Annotated in this window: 11 protein-coding genes; 10 read left to right on the top strand and 1 reads right to left on the bottom strand. The window is 48.7% G+C overall.

Features of this window, described 5'->3' with window-relative positions:
• Positions 1-13: 13 nt before the first annotated feature.
• From A1OO_RS17280 to A1OO_RS17305, 6 genes are all read left to right on the top strand, one after another.
• Complete coding sequence (locus tag A1OO_RS17280) at positions 14-823, top strand: OmpA family protein (protein WP_017003827.1); 810 nt, start codon at positions 14-16, stop codon at positions 821-823.
• Complete coding sequence (locus A1OO_RS17285) at positions 820-2922, top strand: SLBB domain-containing protein (RefSeq protein ID WP_017003828.1); 2103 nt, start codon at positions 820-822, stop codon at positions 2920-2922. Before A1OO_RS17280 ends, A1OO_RS17285 begins: the two co-directional genes overlap by 4 nt.
• Positions 2922-3629, top strand: coding sequence for a tyrosine-protein kinase family protein (locus tag A1OO_RS17290; protein ID WP_017003829.1), 708 nt, complete (start codon positions 2922-2924; stop codon positions 3627-3629). The genes A1OO_RS17285 and A1OO_RS17290 overlap by 1 nt, the downstream gene beginning before the upstream one ends.
• 14 nt (positions 3630-3643) lie before the next feature.
• Entirely contained in the window at positions 3644-5173 is a 1530-nt protein-coding gene (locus A1OO_RS17295) for a SpoIIE family protein phosphatase (protein ID WP_241819159.1), read from the top strand.
• A 160-nt stretch (positions 5174-5333) separates the two neighbouring features.
• The gene (locus A1OO_RS17300; protein WP_241819160.1) at positions 5334-8294 is read left to right on the top strand and encodes a PAS domain-containing hybrid sensor histidine kinase/response regulator; all 2961 of its coding nucleotides are present in this window, start codon (positions 5334-5336) and stop codon (positions 8292-8294) included.
• Positions 8295-8412: 118 nt separating this feature from the next.
• On the top strand, positions 8413-9846 hold the full coding sequence (locus A1OO_RS17305; RefSeq protein ID WP_017003831.1) for a sigma-54-dependent transcriptional regulator: 1434 nt from the start codon (positions 8413-8415) through the stop codon (positions 9844-9846).
• A gap of 162 nt (positions 9847-10008) precedes the next feature.
• Here the strand turns inward: A1OO_RS17305 and A1OO_RS17310 are convergent, their stop codons facing one another.
• Complete coding sequence (locus A1OO_RS17310) at positions 10009-10953, bottom strand: NAD-dependent epimerase/dehydratase family protein (protein WP_017003832.1); 945 nt, start codon at positions 10951-10953, stop codon at positions 10009-10011.
• A gap of 426 nt (positions 10954-11379) precedes the next feature.
• Between A1OO_RS17310 and A1OO_RS17315 the strand changes: the two genes are divergently transcribed.
• The 4 genes from A1OO_RS17315 (at position 11380) to A1OO_RS17330 (ending at position 16398) form a co-directional block, all read left to right on the top strand.
• Positions 11380-12396, top strand: a complete 1017-nt coding sequence (locus A1OO_RS17315; protein ID WP_016959174.1) for a glycosyltransferase family 4 protein — start codon at positions 11380-11382, stop codon at positions 12394-12396.
• Positions 12397-12581: 185 nt separating this feature from the next.
• The gene (locus A1OO_RS17320; RefSeq protein ID WP_017003833.1) at positions 12582-13838 is read left to right on the top strand and encodes a glycosyltransferase; all 1257 of its coding nucleotides are present in this window, start codon (positions 12582-12584) and stop codon (positions 13836-13838) included.
• Positions 13835-14977, top strand: coding sequence for a glycosyltransferase family 4 protein (locus tag A1OO_RS17325; protein WP_016959172.1), 1143 nt, complete (start codon positions 13835-13837; stop codon positions 14975-14977). The genes A1OO_RS17320 and A1OO_RS17325 overlap by 4 nt, the downstream gene beginning before the upstream one ends.
• Positions 14974-16398, top strand: a complete 1425-nt coding sequence (locus A1OO_RS17330; RefSeq protein ID WP_016959171.1) for a lipopolysaccharide biosynthesis protein — start codon at positions 14974-14976, stop codon at positions 16396-16398. The genes A1OO_RS17325 and A1OO_RS17330 overlap by 4 nt, the downstream gene beginning before the upstream one ends.
• The last annotated feature ends 76 nt before the right edge of the window (positions 16399-16474 follow it).

The raw sequence follows: 16474 nt of genomic DNA on the forward strand, positions 1-16474 counted from the left end.
CAAGGGAAACGTCATGAGAAAAATTTTCGCGCTCATCACCATCACAGCTCTGTCATCAGGTTGCTCAATGTTTCCCGATCACGGTCAAGGTGGCATGGCCGAACATCACTATTCAGCGCTCTCTCCGGTTTTAGCCGACCAACCATTGGGGCCAGAGCATGGATTGCGTTTTGAATGGGAATTATCCGCTCGCCATTTAGATGTGTTGGTACTGGAAGGTGCCGAACTCTGTTTCCCCGCCACTGTATTGCAAGCTCGTCGTATGCAAGACCGCATTGTTAGAGAATTACACGGTGACCTAGAATTCGACGCCGCTAACGACCTCATTATTCAACGCGCTGCTCTTGAGCGTCTTGAAAAACAACTCGATGCCGTAAAACATAGCGGCGCATGCAGCCCACCAGGTGACATCAGCTATGCCTCATCTGCGGCGCTGGCGACAGAAATTGATGCACTACTCAATATCGATAACCAATTTGCGTTTAACTCACCAGCAGTAAACCCCAAATACATGGGTCACTTGGCCGAAGCGGCGCATCTGCTTCGAGAACTCCCACAATATTCGCTGCACATTACTGGTCATACCGATTCCGTGGGTAATGAAGCAGCAAACCAAGCACTGTCACTTGCTCGAGCCAATCAAGTAAAACGATATTTGCAGATTTTTGGCATTGCGCCATCACGGTTAACCGTCGCTGCCGTCGGCGCTAACGATCCTTTATTTAAAGGCCACGCCCCGCAAGAACGTCTCGTCAATCGTCGTGTGTCCATAGAATTGATTGAACGCTCAAAAGCCAACAATAGCCTAGGAGGCTCACAATGAAACGCCTCCTGACTTTCATCTTGTTCTCAATGCTGAGTGTCATTAGTGCACATGCAGATGAGTATCAAGCGCAAATTGGCGATCAGATCGCCATCATGTTGCCGGGTGAAGTCACGCTTAATCAAGAGTTTCAAATTGACCGCCAAGGCCGCCTAACACTGCCCGAAGTCGGCATGATTGAAGCGGCAGGCATGACAGAAACCGAACTGTCCGCAGCGGTGCAAGAGACACTAGGCTCAGTGATCCGCGATTTGTCTTCCCTTCAAGTATTCGTGAGCAAACGCCAGCTTCTTGTTACCATTCAAGGGTATGTGGCTGAGCCCGGTGAATTCACCCTAAAAGATAACGCGTCCATTCAAATGGCACTGTATGCGGCGGGAGGGCTTCGCCCCGGCGCACAACTCGACCGTTTTCAGCTTCGTCGTGGTGAAGAAATCCTTATCTTTGACTACAAAAAGTTCCTAGATTCGGGCGATGACAGTTTGTTACCCGACCTCAAGTCGCTCGATACTATGTTTATTCCTGCCTCCCCGATGACGGGTAATGTTGAACAAAGCTTCGACCCATCACAACTGGCTGATTCCGGTGACGCCGCCGAGGACAGAAAAGCCATTAAAGTATTTGGCGAAGTCATTAGCCCCGGCAGTTTTTCCGCCAAAGAAGAAAACAATTTAGTGGATTTATTGATGCGCGCGGGCGGCGTAACACGCTTTGCGGCGGTTGAGCAAATCCGCGTTATATCTCAAAGCAAGCCTCGCATTTTCAATCTGAAGCAGTATCTGGACAGCGGCGACGAAAACTTACTGCCCAACATTGTTGAAGGTTCCACCATTTTTGTGCCTAAACAAGAAGAAGAAATCAAAACCGGTTCGAACACAGTTTATGTGATGGGTGAAGTCGCCAAGCCCGGCGCCTATGAAGGTAAAGAAGGCGCGACCTTTATCGATATTCTCGCCAATGCCGGTGGCCCAACTCGTTTTGCTGAAAGCCGGCAGATACGCATTATTAAAGCGAATGGCAACACGGTGCCCTTCGATCTGACTTTATTCTCAGAAGGAAAACTGACGGGTCCACTGCCACTGGTGCAGCCGGGTGACGCCATTTTCGTTCCTGAAAAACTCGACATGAATGAAAAGTCTTGGTTGAAAGTGTCCCCTGACAGAGCGGTACGCGTGCTCGGTGAAGTGGTACGCCCAAGCCGCGTGGAATGGTCGAGTGAGATGTCACTACTGGATTTACTTGCCCACGTAGGGGGGCCAACATCACGCGCTGACACCAGCAAGATCGAAGTGGTCACGCCTGTCTCTCCCACAAAATCTGAGGTGTTCGTGTTTAACCTCGACACCTTTATTCGCGACGGTCTGTCCGATTCAGAATTACCCCCGGTCAATGCCGGCTCTACGATACGTGTACATGATCTTCCTGACGACCCCACGGAAAACAAAGCAAAATGGGTTCGCCAAAGTTCAGACACATCGATTTATGTCTTCGGGCAAGTAGGCGCACCAGGGCGCTATAAATTCACGGAAGAGATGCACTTTTTGGATATTCTCTCCGCCGCTGATGGCCCAACCGCATCCGCTGATATACACAACATTCGTATCACCCATCTTGATGGCAAGGTGGCTCGCGTAAGCCGACTTAATCTCGCCCTGTTTTTCGAAACTGGCGATGCCACAATTTTGCCTGAAGTGAATATTGGTGACACGATTTACATCCCTGAAAAGGACGGCAATTGGTTGGACCGTCCTAAAGAAGAAACCATTCGTGTTCTTGGCGCAGTGAGCCGTCCCGGTCGTTATGACTTCGATGACCACATGACCATTTTAGATTTGCTGGCAGAAGCCGGTGGACCAAGCTCAAATGCCTATATTGAAAAAATCACGGTCGTCAATATGTCCTGCTGTCGTGATCAAGCTCGAACCTTTGACCTGTCGGAGTTTAGCCGTACGGCGCGCTTCCAAGACCTTCCCGTCTTGCGCGTGGGTGACACTGTTTACGTGCCTACCCAAGAAGAGAGTACTGCTGAGAAAATCCGTCAAGGTATTACGGACATCTTCCAACTCGTCGGCATCGCCGCACTGATAGGAGTACTGTGATGATTATCCCTCCATGGAACATTGAAGTTGAGCGTATTTACTTTCAGATTGTTCGCAATGACTACAAAACCCTCGCACTCACCGCGACAGAGTCTGGTGAAGGTGTAACGTCATTAGCCAGTGCCATTGCACACCGATCGCTGCTGGCGGGAAAATCCACACTGGTGGTGGATTTGAACCTTTATCATCCCAGCCTTGAAAGCCAAGGTATGACGGTCACAACCTATGATAACCACCAGCTTCCTAGTCCTGAATTAGTTGGCGTTTCAGGCGAAAACGCTTACTTCACCGGTATCATCGCGCCATCTAAACGCGAAACTATCATGGAGTTACGCCGTCCTGGTTCTTTGGAAGAGTATGTGAAGCAGTGGCACAAAGATTTCGACCTTGTCATTTTTGACACCTCGCCAATTTCACGCCTCAATGCCAATAATATTCCCCCAGAGCGAGTCGCCGCTGCCGCAGACGGCACCATAATGGTCGTTATGACTGGGCAAACCACGGAAGCGCAAGCCTCTGAATCCGTGAAAAAGCTCAATGATGCAGGCGCACATTTACTGGGCTGCGTACTCAACGATAAGAATAACCCGTCTCTGAAAGTCGAAATCTTGCGCGAAATTGGCCGCTTATCTAAACGCATGCCGAAACTTACAGGACGACTAAGAAAAGCCATATTAAGTAGCCACTTGTTGTCGTTGGAGATCTAGCCATGGTGTCGGTTGTGAATGTCCAATGTCGTCCCGCTACGCTCAAAAAGGTCAGCTCTGCCAGAAAAGAAATTGGTGAAACACTGAAAAAGCGTGGGGTTGGTGATCATCTTTCCAACAAAATTCAGCTGTGTTTTGCAGAAGCTGCGGCCAATTTGGTGAATCATGCCAGTCCACAGCCCACGTTCATTGATGTGGCATTGGAGTGCCAAAACGAGTCTTGGTTATTGCACCTTTCCGATGATGGTCAAAGTTGGAACCCAACGCTGCCAAACAGAGTGCAAACCTTAGATACGTTTGAGGAAAAAGAGGGAGGTAGGGGATTAGCGCTGATACAAAGCCTGACGGATGATATGGAATACACCAAACGTACAACGTTTGGTACCAACCGTTTAACGCTGAAATGGACTATCCAACAGATCACGACCAAGCCGACCGTACTCATTGTCGAAGACGATGACAGTCAACGCCGCTTATACAGTGCTTACCTTTCTGAACACTATCGAATTTTTGAGGCGGAAAACGGCGAGAAAGCGCTCGCGTTTTTATTGCATCACCCCGTTGACCTCGTGATCTCGGATATTCGCATGCCAGGCATGGACGGATTAAGCCTCAAAAAAGCACTCCATGAACATACCAACACCCTGCTCACACCCTTTATCTTTTTAACGTTTTCCGACAACCCAGAAACACGAAACAATGCGCTGGGATTAGGCATTGATGACTACATGGTCAAACCCGTGGCCAAAACGTCGCTCATGCAAAGTGTGCAACGGGTACTGAATCGATCCGACCAAATCTATCGCCAATTAACGAACAAAATTAATCAGCGAATCACGAACGCGCTCACTCCTTCTTTACCTCGGTCGTCACACGGTTGGGAGTTGGCAGTTGCGAGTAGAAACACAGGAATAGGTGGCGGCGATCTGGTGCTATACCGCGACACCCCCGATTTTCTCATGCTCAACGTTGCCGATGTCATGGGTCATGACGTGGCGGCTAAGTTTTTCTCATACGCCTACGGCGGCTACCTTCGCGGCCTAATGTATCAGGTCGAAAAGGAAGATGACCCTTGCGCAACATTGCTTAATCGCCTTTCAGACTGCGCCCTTGAAGATAACTTATTGTCACAGGTTATCCTCACCTGCAGCTCAATCGCTTTGTTCAATAATGGCCATATGCAAATTGCCAGCGCCGGCCACCCTGCTCCCATCAAAGTCTCGGCCAACGACGTACAAACCTTAGACATAGGCGGCATTCTGCCCGGCGTATTGTATGGCGCAGAATACGAGGTGCTGTCATTAGACGTCAAAGAGGGAGAGCGAATCGCCATTTATACTGATGGGCTTTTTGAAGCCGCCGAAGACAACGCTGCGCGTCAAAAACTCACCGATAAAGTGATGGAGGCCCTGCAACAAACACTGGCGTTACCCCTCCATGAAGCAACTGAGGCGGTCATGCAATCCTTTGAACATTACGGCGAGCGACACAAAGACGATGCGACGCTGATTTTGCTCCAAATCGCGCCGCAGGAAAAAATATAAGCGCTCAAACTGGTCTAAACTCAAAAGCGCAGACATCTTCAAATTGACACTTAAGTATCAATAATTAAACTGCAAGTAAGGGGGCGCTCTGAATATCAACCTTAAAACTGTGTTTGTCACCGTTTGCGCGTTCACTTTTGTTCTCATGGCGCTGATTGTCATGTCTTTTAATCGTCATATCGAAACCAACGCTGACGTTCCCGACAATCATATTCAGCAGATCGCTAACATTACGGCAGCTGCAGCACACGATTACATCAAAAATGAAGATCTGGTGGGGCTAAAAGCCTTCACAAATCGTGTGATCGCAGAAGAAAGCTTCACTTTTCTCAGCGTTGAACAATACGGCAATGTCATTGCGTACAGTCAATTAAATAAGGACGCATCTGGCGAACTAGCCACGAGGAGCGCTCCAATTGGCGATGTCAGTAACCCAAAAGGTTGGGTAGTGATTGGGTTCTATGATCATTCCCCCACGCCAGTCGCCTTATTCTCTGAACATTTGCTTATTTGGGGAACGCTTGGCGTCGGTCTTCTCTCCATTATTTTGATCCACATGATGATGGTTGCGGTTACTCGCCCACTTCGGCAATTGCACGATGTCAGTGACACGTCAGATTCCCCTTCTCACTTTCAGTTTTTCTATCAAGATGATGTCAGCGAAACAGTGAGTATGGTCAACGCAATGCGCGAGAAGCTGGACAACAGCTATAACGCATTACACGCTTCGCTTAAAAATCAAAAATACTCCTACAGTGAAGCACGTCAGATAGAAGAGAAAAACGAAGCCATTTATAACGCGTCACACGATGCGATTATTGTGGCGAACGACAACGATATTATCATTGAGTTTAGCCCCGTAGCAGAGCAGATATTTGGCTGGGAACGCCACGAAGTGGTAGGTAAAGCCATGGCGGATACCATCGTCCCAAAAACCATGCGCGAAGCACACATTAAGGGAATGCGTCATTTCCTTTCTACGGGAGAAGGTCCCGTTCTCAATCAACGTATTGAGTTGTCGGCCATAAGACGAAGTGGGCGAGAATTTCCCATCGAAATTTCCATCTCGCCCGCCAAGACTGAGCAAGGGCATATTTTCGTCTCCTACATTCGCGATATCACACAACAACTTAAAGATCAGACTGAACTGAAAATTGCCGCCCATGCCTTTGAATCCTCAGAAGCCATGTTTATCTCCGACAGTAAAGGGCACATCATTCGCACCAACCCTGCGTTTACCAAGATAACGGGTTTCTCAGGGACAGAAGTCAAAGGTGAAAAACCGCGATCACTAACCGCCAACCCTCACGATGCAGCATTTCATAAAGGAATATGGCGAACACTATTGGCAAACGACAGCTGGCAAGGTGAGATTACGTTTCTTCACAAAGAAGGACGTGTCATTCCGGTCCGTATGAGTATCACGGCAGTCAAAGATGAAAACGAACAGTTAACCCACTACGTGGCACATTTCTTTGACTTGACTGAACAAAAAAACACGGAGCAGATTCTCTTAGAGGCACAAAAGGCGGCTGAAAATGCCAACCGTGCCAAGAGTCAATTCCTTGCCGCCATGAGCCATGAAATTCGCACCCCCATGAACGGTGTGCTTGGCGTTCTCGGTTTATTAAAAGAAACGCCCCTCACTGATCAACAACAGAAACTGGTGCTAACTGCGCGTGAATCTGGCGAACTCCTCTTAGCCATCATTAATGACATCCTCGATTTTTCTAAAATGGAAGCAGGTAAACTAACGCTTGAGAAAAACCCGTTTGATGTCTTTGATTTGTTTCATCAAACTATTGACATCATGCGCCCTCAAGCGGAGAAAAAGAACCTACGACTCACGGCTAAAATCTCTGACTCAGCACCGCAATACCTCATTGGTGATGGTGACAGGATCCGACAGGTTTTACTTAATCTGTTGTCCAACGCCGTTAAATATACCAAGCGCGGCACAGTCACAGTGTCGCTGACATGTAATCATCAAAGTTCCACCTATAGTCAGATACAAATCGACGTGGTGGATACTGGCATCGGCATCGATAGCAGCCACCTCCCAACACTGTTCAACGAATTTACCATGGCCGAAGGTAACTATGATCGCGGGCATGAAGGCAGTGGATTGGGCCTAGCGATTTGCAAACAAATCGTCAATCTAATGGGAGGGGAATTGTCGGTTGTCACCGAAGTCGGCAAGGGTTCCGTCTTTAGTTTTGCATTGAATTTGGACCTGGCGCTACAAGATGATTGTGTTGTCACCACACCAGAACCTCTTCCCATCAATGCGTCGATTGCAAAAGATATCCGTATATTGATGGCGGAAGACAACCCTGCCAATCAGATCGTGCTGAGAACCATGCTGGAATTTTCGGGACTATCCGCCGACATCGTGAGCAATGGACTAGAGGCTATCGAAGCCGTTTCCAGTATTCCTTATGACATTGTATTAATGGATATTTCAATGCCAGAAATGGACGGAATGGAAGCAACCCGTCGTATTCGTGCCCTCGATTCTGAGGCCAAGAATGTGGTGATAATTGCACTGACTGCGCATGCTATCCGAGGGGACAAAGAGCACTTTCTCGATGTGGGCATGGATGATTTCGTTTCAAAGCCGTTTACACGACAAGCCATTCTAGATTGTCTCGCACGCTGGCAACCCAAAACGGTAGCTCTGAGTCAGAACGACATGGTCATTGCGCCTGAACAAGATGAACCAAACACTGCACTTGCACCCGCAACCAGCCAAGAAATGGTGAATGAAGGTACTTTAAACCAATTGGTGCAGGACACATCAGCAGACGTGGTGCCAAATCTGATCGCTTTTTACATCACAGATGCAAAAAAACGCATCGATAAGATCGCGGACGCAGCCGCTAAAAATGACTATTACGCCTTGGAATTTGAGGCGCACACCTTAGGCAGCAGCGCCGCGTCTCATGGCAACAGTTTACTGTGCAGCCTTTGTCGTGAACTAGAACAAAAATGCATGAATCAAGACTATGAACAAGCCTTAGACATCGCTTCGTCGTTAGGAAAAGAAGCGCCAGCATCGTTAAGTGCATTAGAAGAAAGAATGCTTCTCGGCTTTACCGAGCAAAGCAACACAAAGAAATAAACCGTAGACAGAACAAGTCTGTCTTACGCTGAATATAAATAACTATCATAACGTTACGTCTCCTTTACCTTACGATGGCATGACGTAGGCAGACAGTAAAAAAAGGGATTCTTTTCACATGAAGTCAACGTATCGCGTGCTTATCATTGAGGATTCGGAGCCTCTTTCGAACCTTTATATGCAGTACCTTGCCAACGAGCCCATTGAGCTTACTTGCCTTGGAACTGGCCAAGCTGCACTTGATCACCTTCAGGTTTCGACACCTCATTTGATTTTGCTGGATCTCAAACTGCCGGACATGTCCGGCGAGAAAATCCTCCAGTGGATCAACGAGCAGGCAATTCCATGCGCGGTTATCGTGGTGACCAGCCATGGCTCTGTCAATACCGCCGTAGATTTAATGCGCCAAGGCGCGGTGGATTTTCTCGAAAAGCCCGTCAGTGCTGAGCGTCTGAAAACCACGATTAGAAATCAGCTCGAACGCACGCGACTTCAAGGGTTGGTTGAAGACATCCAAAGCAACTTCGAACGCAATACCTATCAAGGATTCATTGGTTCCAGCCTGCCGATGCAAAATGTGTATCGCATTATTGATGCTGCAGCCCCCAGCAAAGCGACTGTATTTATTACAGGAGAAAGCGGCACAGGCAAAGAAGTCTGTGCGGAAGCCATTCACCACCAAAGCCCTCGAACCAACGCGCCTTTCATTGCACTCAACTGTGGTGCGATCCCCCACGATTTGATGGAAAGCGAAATTTTCGGTCATATAAAAGGGGCATTCACGGGTGCCAGTAATGACCGTAAAGGGGCCGCTTCTCAAGCTGAAGGCGGCACACTGTTTCTTGACGAAATCTGCGAAATGGATTTAGAACTGCAAAAGAAACTCCTGCGTTTCATTCAAACCGGACGCTTCCAAAAAGTGGGGGCAAGCAAAGAGGAAAGCGCCGATATTCGCTTTTTGTGCGCCACCAACAGAGATCCACTTCAAGAAGTGTCAGCAGGGCGTTTTCGTGAAGACCTTTATTACCGATTGCACGTTGTACCTTTAGCCATGCCGCCTTTGCGAGAACGTGGTGATGACATTTTGTCGATTGCGACGAGCTTTTTGGTGACCTATGCCCAAGAGGAAGGGAAGAAATTCTCGCGCTTTACGCCCGAAGCAGAAGTGGTATTGCGCCACTACCCATGGCCGGGTAACGTGCGTCAGCTTCAAAACGTGATTCGTAACGTGGTGGTATTGCATGATGGCGATGCGGTCAGCATCAAACAACTTCCGCCACCATTGAATGAAACCTTAAGCGATCAGGAAATCAAATCGCTGGCACATTTGGCGATACCCGAGCCCGTAAACCATGCCAACGCAATAGACAATCAAATCTCATCACCCGATGCAGAGGACGGTATACGTCCACTCTGTGATTTAGAGCGCGAAGCCATTCAAAAAGCCATCGCCCATTGTGGTGGCAATGTGCTCAAAGCGGCCGTGTTGCTACAAATCAGCCCCTCGACGCTGTATCGTAAGAAGCAAGCGTGGGAAACCGATGAAGCCTGAGTGACAATTTCAAAATAGCATCTAAGCGGCTAAACGCACCACACAGAAAAGTAGAAAACGCCGCTTCGTCGCGGCGTTTTTTTATGTTTATGGTCGGTTAAGTCTGGGGAAATATAGCGGGATGATTACCTTGTCGGGGTATTCCCTTAAACACGGCACTGATTAGCCAACCGACCGCTGAGTATGATTGCCATTGGCCAGATAACTCAGGAGTTCACGCAGTCCCTGTGTGACAGAGGTTTGAGCAACCACTGTCAATTCTTTCGCCCCTCTTGCCGGGCTACCGATGGACGTACGGATATCACCCCGACGCGCTGGGACGTATTCCATATCAACGGTCGTGCCTGTTAGTGACATCAATATTGTGGCCAATTGATTGACCGACAGGGCGTCCCCTCGGCATACATTAAACACTTCAGGTGTTACAGACACTTCTTTCATGGCTGCGCGTAAGAAACGCACGACGTCTGCCACATAGATAAAGTCACGAGTTTGCTCTCCGTCACCAAAAATGGTGAGTGGCTCTGCATCCATCACTTTGTCAGCGAAAATCGAGATCACACCAGAATAGGGCGATTTTGGATCTTGGCGAGGTCCAAATACGTTAAAGAATCGCAACCCCGTTGTTGGCACACCATGTACCATCGACGCAACACGCGCATGTAATTCAGACCCTAACTTATCGGCGCCATAGGCGGTCAATGGGCGAAGCACTGCTCGCTCTGACAAAGGCATGTCCGCATTATCACCATAAACAGCCGCCGAAGACGCATACACGACTGGCGTTTTGACCGCCCTTGCCGCCTCAAACACGCGAATACTGCCCGTTAGATTCACTTCGTGCGTTTCGACCCACTGCTGATTAGAACGTTCGACAGAGGCAATCGCCGCTAAATGAAAACAACCATCCATTTCCTTCATTGCGTCTTCAAGGACACCCGACTGACAAATGTCTGCCACGCGGAGTTCACAGTGACGAGGCACGTTCCCGCGTGACCCCGTCGAAAGATCATCGATCACTCGAACATGATGACCGTCAGCCAGCAACGACTCGACTAAATGTGAACCGATGAAGCCACAGCCTCCAGTAACTAAATAACTTGCCATGCTCGCCTCTGTGCTTTTATGAGAAATCTGTCAGGAGCAATGCAAAGGCTTTGCCAAGTTTCTTGTTTGCCATTGCACACAGTGCCACGTTCACCACTGGCCATGAAGTATTGATCCCAAGGAAAATAAGGGCTTTATCTCTTTCAGCCGAGTACTGTTCCGAAGCAAATTAGCGATTTTCTTTAGGTAATAGACCCCGCGATTTTTCTATTTATTCACTTTTTCTCCCAACCCCGTCCTTTCTTTCGTCAATTTGACATGCGGTTTGACCAATCGCTGATTAGCGATTGTCATTTTGATTACTCAAGATGCCCTATTTAGACCAAAAAATCCTTAATATTAAAATTGAATCAATGAGTTAACGCATTGGCACTATCTTTGCTGTAGCTGTGCGTAGGACTATTTATCTAGGATGAAGGTGACAGCATGACAACGAACAAAAAGAAAATCTGGCTAGTGTTGGACAGCCGAGGGTTTGGCGGCATTGAATCTCATGTCGAACAACTGGCGCTGGGACTGAGTAATGCCCGAACCGATGTCACTGTTGTATTTCTCAATAGCTATGGTGAACATCCCGTTCACAAGCGCCTGCTTTATTGCGGTTTACACTGCGACGTTCTTGACGGTCGCTTCATGTCTTTATGGCAAGCCATTCGCAAAGGTAAACCTGACGTCATTCATACCCATGGTTACAAAGCCGGCATTCTCGTTCGTCCTATCACTAAAATATTGGGGATCACCTGTGCCAGTACTTTCCACAGTGGCGAAGTCAAAGAAGGGAAAATCAAACTTTATGACTGGTTCGATCGCCATACCGCCTTTCTCGCGAATCAAGTTTATGCCGTGAGCACACCCGTGCTGGAATCTTTGCCTTGCGCTGCCAAGCTTGCCAATAACTTCGTGAACACGCACAACACACCGCCATCAGATGGCGATCAAATCGCGTTTGTGGGGCGCTTGAGTAAGGAGAAAGCACCTGAACGTTTTGTGCATCTCGCGAAACGATTTCCTCATCTTGATTTCCATATCTATGGTGATGGGCCAATGCGCAAACAGCTAGAAAGGATAGCTCCACAAAACGTCACATTCCATGGTGCGCAAAGTGATATGCGCAAAGTCTGGATTCACATTGGTCTGCTTGTGATCCCTTCTCGAGCGGAGGGGCTGCCTATGTCGGCTTTAGAAGCCATGGCTCGAGGGATCCCCGTCGCAGCCTTTAATGTAGGTGCGTTAGATAAGCTTATTCAACATGACCAAAATGGTTGGTTAATCAAGCAAGGGGATTTTGAAAGCCTGGTCAATGTCATTCATATGTGGCGCAACAGTGATGCGGTTCAACGTGCGCAATGGCGCATGCGAGCCATTAAAACCATCGAACAACGTTATTCCGCCGAGGCCGTGGTTCCGCAGTTGCTCCAAGCTTATACCGCCGTGGCAAAGTAATCTCACCAGTGATTCTCAAAATGACAAAAAGCCAGTCAACCGCGGTGCAATGCATCGCGGTTTTCTTTTAAATCCCAGTAAATCAGTCGGATAGGAACATGGCTCAATCATTGCAATGTTTTAAGTCAATACTCTTACGATTCCCGTAAGTCACGAATTGATATTAACAACCTGGAGGAAGGAAAATGACATTAACACCTCAGGTTCTACCTACCCCTCAAAAAGTGCTGTTTGTCCATTATGGTGATGATTGGATCCGCGGCAGTGAACGTTGCTTAATTGACCTCATCACGCACCTCGACAAAACATTGTTCGAGCCAGTGCTTTGGTGTAACAGCGAACGACTCGCCAATGAAGTCCGCCCACTTGATATCCCGGTTTATGTCAGCAACTTTACGCTGCTGCTCGGTGAACGCGCCCCCAAGTGGGACGTGATCGGTTTCAGCCGATTAGTGAGTCTAGGATTGCGTATTGTTGACGAACATCAGATCTCTCTGATCCATTCCAACAGCGGCGCGCCTTCCCAGTGGTTAAACTTGGTCTCCCGTGCTCGCAAGCTTCCTCTAGTGCTGCATTTGCATTCTCGCTATCCGCTAAGAGACCGCATTACTCTCGGACTGCATCATGCCAGCATGGCGGTTGGTGTTAGCCAACCGGTGGTTGACCAACTGTTAACCGATGGGGCCGTTCCCGATCGTTGTCAGGTTATTCCTAACGGAATAGACACTGAAGCCTTACTGAAACAACCCGTTGAAGACATTCGACGATCGCTGGGTCTTCCTAGCGATGCATTCGTCGCGGTGAGCATTTGCTCACTGATACATCGTAAAGGTGTCGATCTGCTGATTGAAGCTTGTAAGCAACTGCGTGAACTGCGTCTGCCCGTTCACTTAGTTGTGATTGGCGAAGGTTCAGAGAGAAAAGCGCTCGAAGCACAAATCGCTGAAGCGCATCTCACCGACTATGTGCATCTCGTGGGTGAAAAACACAACGTGGTTGGCTTGATGCGCGGTGGCGCTGACCTTTGTATTTCAGGTGCTCGCGAAGAAGTATTTGGCTTAACCTTGGCAGAAGCTGGCTTGGCAAGTCTCCCCGTTATTGCACCGCGCGTCGGCGGCATTCCCAGTGTTATCAGCCATCAAAAAACAGGATTATTGGTTCCAACGGAGGATGCGCATGCGCTTGCTCAAGCCATCTACCATTTGTTTGTGAACCAAAACCAAAGGTTGCAACTTGGTGTGCAAGGTCATCAACATGTGCTCGCGAATTTCACCATTAAGACGCATGCCTCGGCTTTCGAAGCACTCTACAATGGTTTGCTCAACAACCCTGCCATGACTACCAAATGGATGAGTCATTGGCAATTTGTTCCACCGGTTAAAGCATCATTTGCGTTTGTAAAAAACTACCGCAAGCCGCATCCAGTCGAGGTGGCAGTATGAGCAAGTTAAAACACATACTGATCCTTGACCCCATCGCTTTTGCAGGGGGCTCAAAGGTATCCACCAAGCACGTGCTGGCGCAGCTTGAAAATAAAGAAGTTCGCGTGTCTGTGCTGACGGCAGATGCCAAAAGTTGGCGTCAAACCCAAGCCTACGTTAGACACTTATTCATGCCCGCAAGATTAGAAAGTGCTGAACAAGGATTGGCCTACTTTGCTCGCCACTTGCTGATCGCCGCACAACTGCTTTGGTTTCGATTGGTTATCGGCACTATCGATACCGCCCTTGCCGCTTCCGGCCCTGGTGTGGATTTAGGGCTGTACCTAGCCAAACCTTTTTTAAGTTACCGAATCGTGCAAATGGTTCATGGCCCTGTCGCCACCTCCCGTACCATTGGACGATGTCTGATGCGTGCAAACCATGTGTTTTACCTTGATTCCACCCGTGAATCATTGTGTTCGGCGCTCAAAGCCACAGGCAACACGGACGATGTGTCTGCGTACCCGCACTTTCAAACGTTTAATAACGGCTTACCGAAAAGTGCTTGGCCAAGCCCGTGTCAACACGACTATGCCGTCGTCTTCTGGGCAGCATCTCTGTTGAAATGGAAAGGGTTGGACACCTTGATACAAGCATTGAGCAGTGTTCCCCCGTCTCAGCGTGCTGAAACACATATTTGTTTTATTCGCCCCGAGCAAACTACGCTTACAGTTAGTGACGCGCCACAAAGCGTTAGCAAGGTATTCTGGTATGAAGCGCCCGATGACCTCGATGGTATTCGCGCTCGCGCCAACATTTTCGTGTCCACCAGCACCAAAGAACCCTTTGGACTTTCCATTCTTGAAGCAATGGCGGCCGGAATGTGCGTGATCATTCCCGAAGACGGCGCCTATTGGGATACCCAATTAACCCACGGTGTGAACTGTTTGAAATATGCACCGCACGATGTGAACGCGCTGGCTGGCTCACTCATCGATGCACAAAGTGACATGCGAACCCTTCAGTGCATCGGCAAAGCGGCCAATATCGTCTCGCAGCAATATCGCGCTGAGTATTGTTTTTCTGATATCTGTGAGGCATTAGTGCCCAACTCAGGATCGCGTTTTTCGTCATTGAGCCGCAATGAGGTACAAGGATGAAATCGTTGTCGCCCGTCATGAAACAAACCCTGCTCTACGGCAGCAGCATCGCATTGATGAAAGGGATTTCATTGCTGATGTTGCCCTTTATCACTCACCAACTGCCACAAGCAGAATTTGGACTACTGGAAATTATCAGCAGTATCGCAGCGCTTGGCAGTATCCTTGTGGGTTTAGGGCTTGAAGATGCGTTATATCGCTTTGTGGGTGGCAGTAAAACCCAACGCGAACGCATTACCATGGCGGCTCGAATATTCACTCTAACACTGATGGTCTGTGCCGTAATGATTCCACTAGGTTGGGTCGGTGCTGCCATGCTCGACAGCTATTTGCCGGGCGGACTGACAACCTATCAATTGCGCTTGGTGTTACTCATGCTGGCATTGGAAGGCTGCATCGCCGTGCCATTAGGCTGGCTAAGAATGCAAAACCGCGCCGTCGCGTTTTTCTCTGTTGCCGTAGGCCGCGCCTTTTTGCATGCGGGGTTAACCATAGTGATGCTGCTTAATGGCAGAGGCATTGATGGGGTGCTGGAAGCGGGCGTTATTGCTGCAATAACGCAAGCCGTGATCCTGACCATTGTGCAATTAAAAGAAACGGGGTTTTCATTCTCACGCTCGGTAACGGGACAATCGTTAGTTTATAGCATGCCGATTATGGCAAGCGGCATCATGGCTTTTACACTCAACGGCCTTGACCGCTGGGTGCTCGCAGACGTGAGTTCATTAGAGGAACTGGCGCAATTTGGTGTGGCCGCCAAGTTTGGTTTGGCCGTGGTGTTATTGCTTCAACCTTTTGGGATGTGGTGGATGCCTAAACGCTTTGATGTTCTCTACGGCATCGATGGCAGAAAGAAAGCCACACAATTTACTTGCTACGGTTTAGTCGCGGTGATGTTGATTGCCGTTAGCGTCGCCTTTGTCGCGCCACTCGCCATTACTTGGCTACTGCCAGAAAGCTACATTTTAGCCGCACAATTTATCGCATTCTTGGTAGCAGCAGCTTTGTTCAAAGAAATGGCTGAACTGGTCAACCTTGGCAGCTTTGCAGGTGACACCACTTATGCGCAAATGGGGATCAATGCGGTAGCGGCTGTCGTTGCAATAACAACGCTATGGTGGTGGGGTCACGAATACGGCGTGTTTGGTGTACTGATGGCGTTGGCCTTCACACAGTGTCTGCGCTTTGTTCTGTTTTTTGTTGTTAGCCAATCGCTATATCACCTGCCTTACCCAATATATTCACTCATCCTACTTGGCATTTTGTGTTTTGGTTGGTTAGCAGTATCACATCTCGACTGGTCACCGGTTACCCGAATCATATTGCTCGCGCTGGCACCACTTAGCTTGATGTTGGCAAGCCAAAAACTTGGGTTACTGCCGAAATTGTCATTCAAACGTTTTGCCGGACAAACCGTATAGGCGCATTCGACAACGAGATGTGCCTAGCACTCACAACGGCTGACTGCAATCATCGCAGTCAGCGGTTTCTTTAACG

This window comes from Enterovibrio norvegicus FF-33 (assembly GCF_000286835.2).
Lineage (GTDB): Bacteria > Pseudomonadota > Gammaproteobacteria > Enterobacterales > Vibrionaceae > Enterovibrio > Enterovibrio norvegicus_A.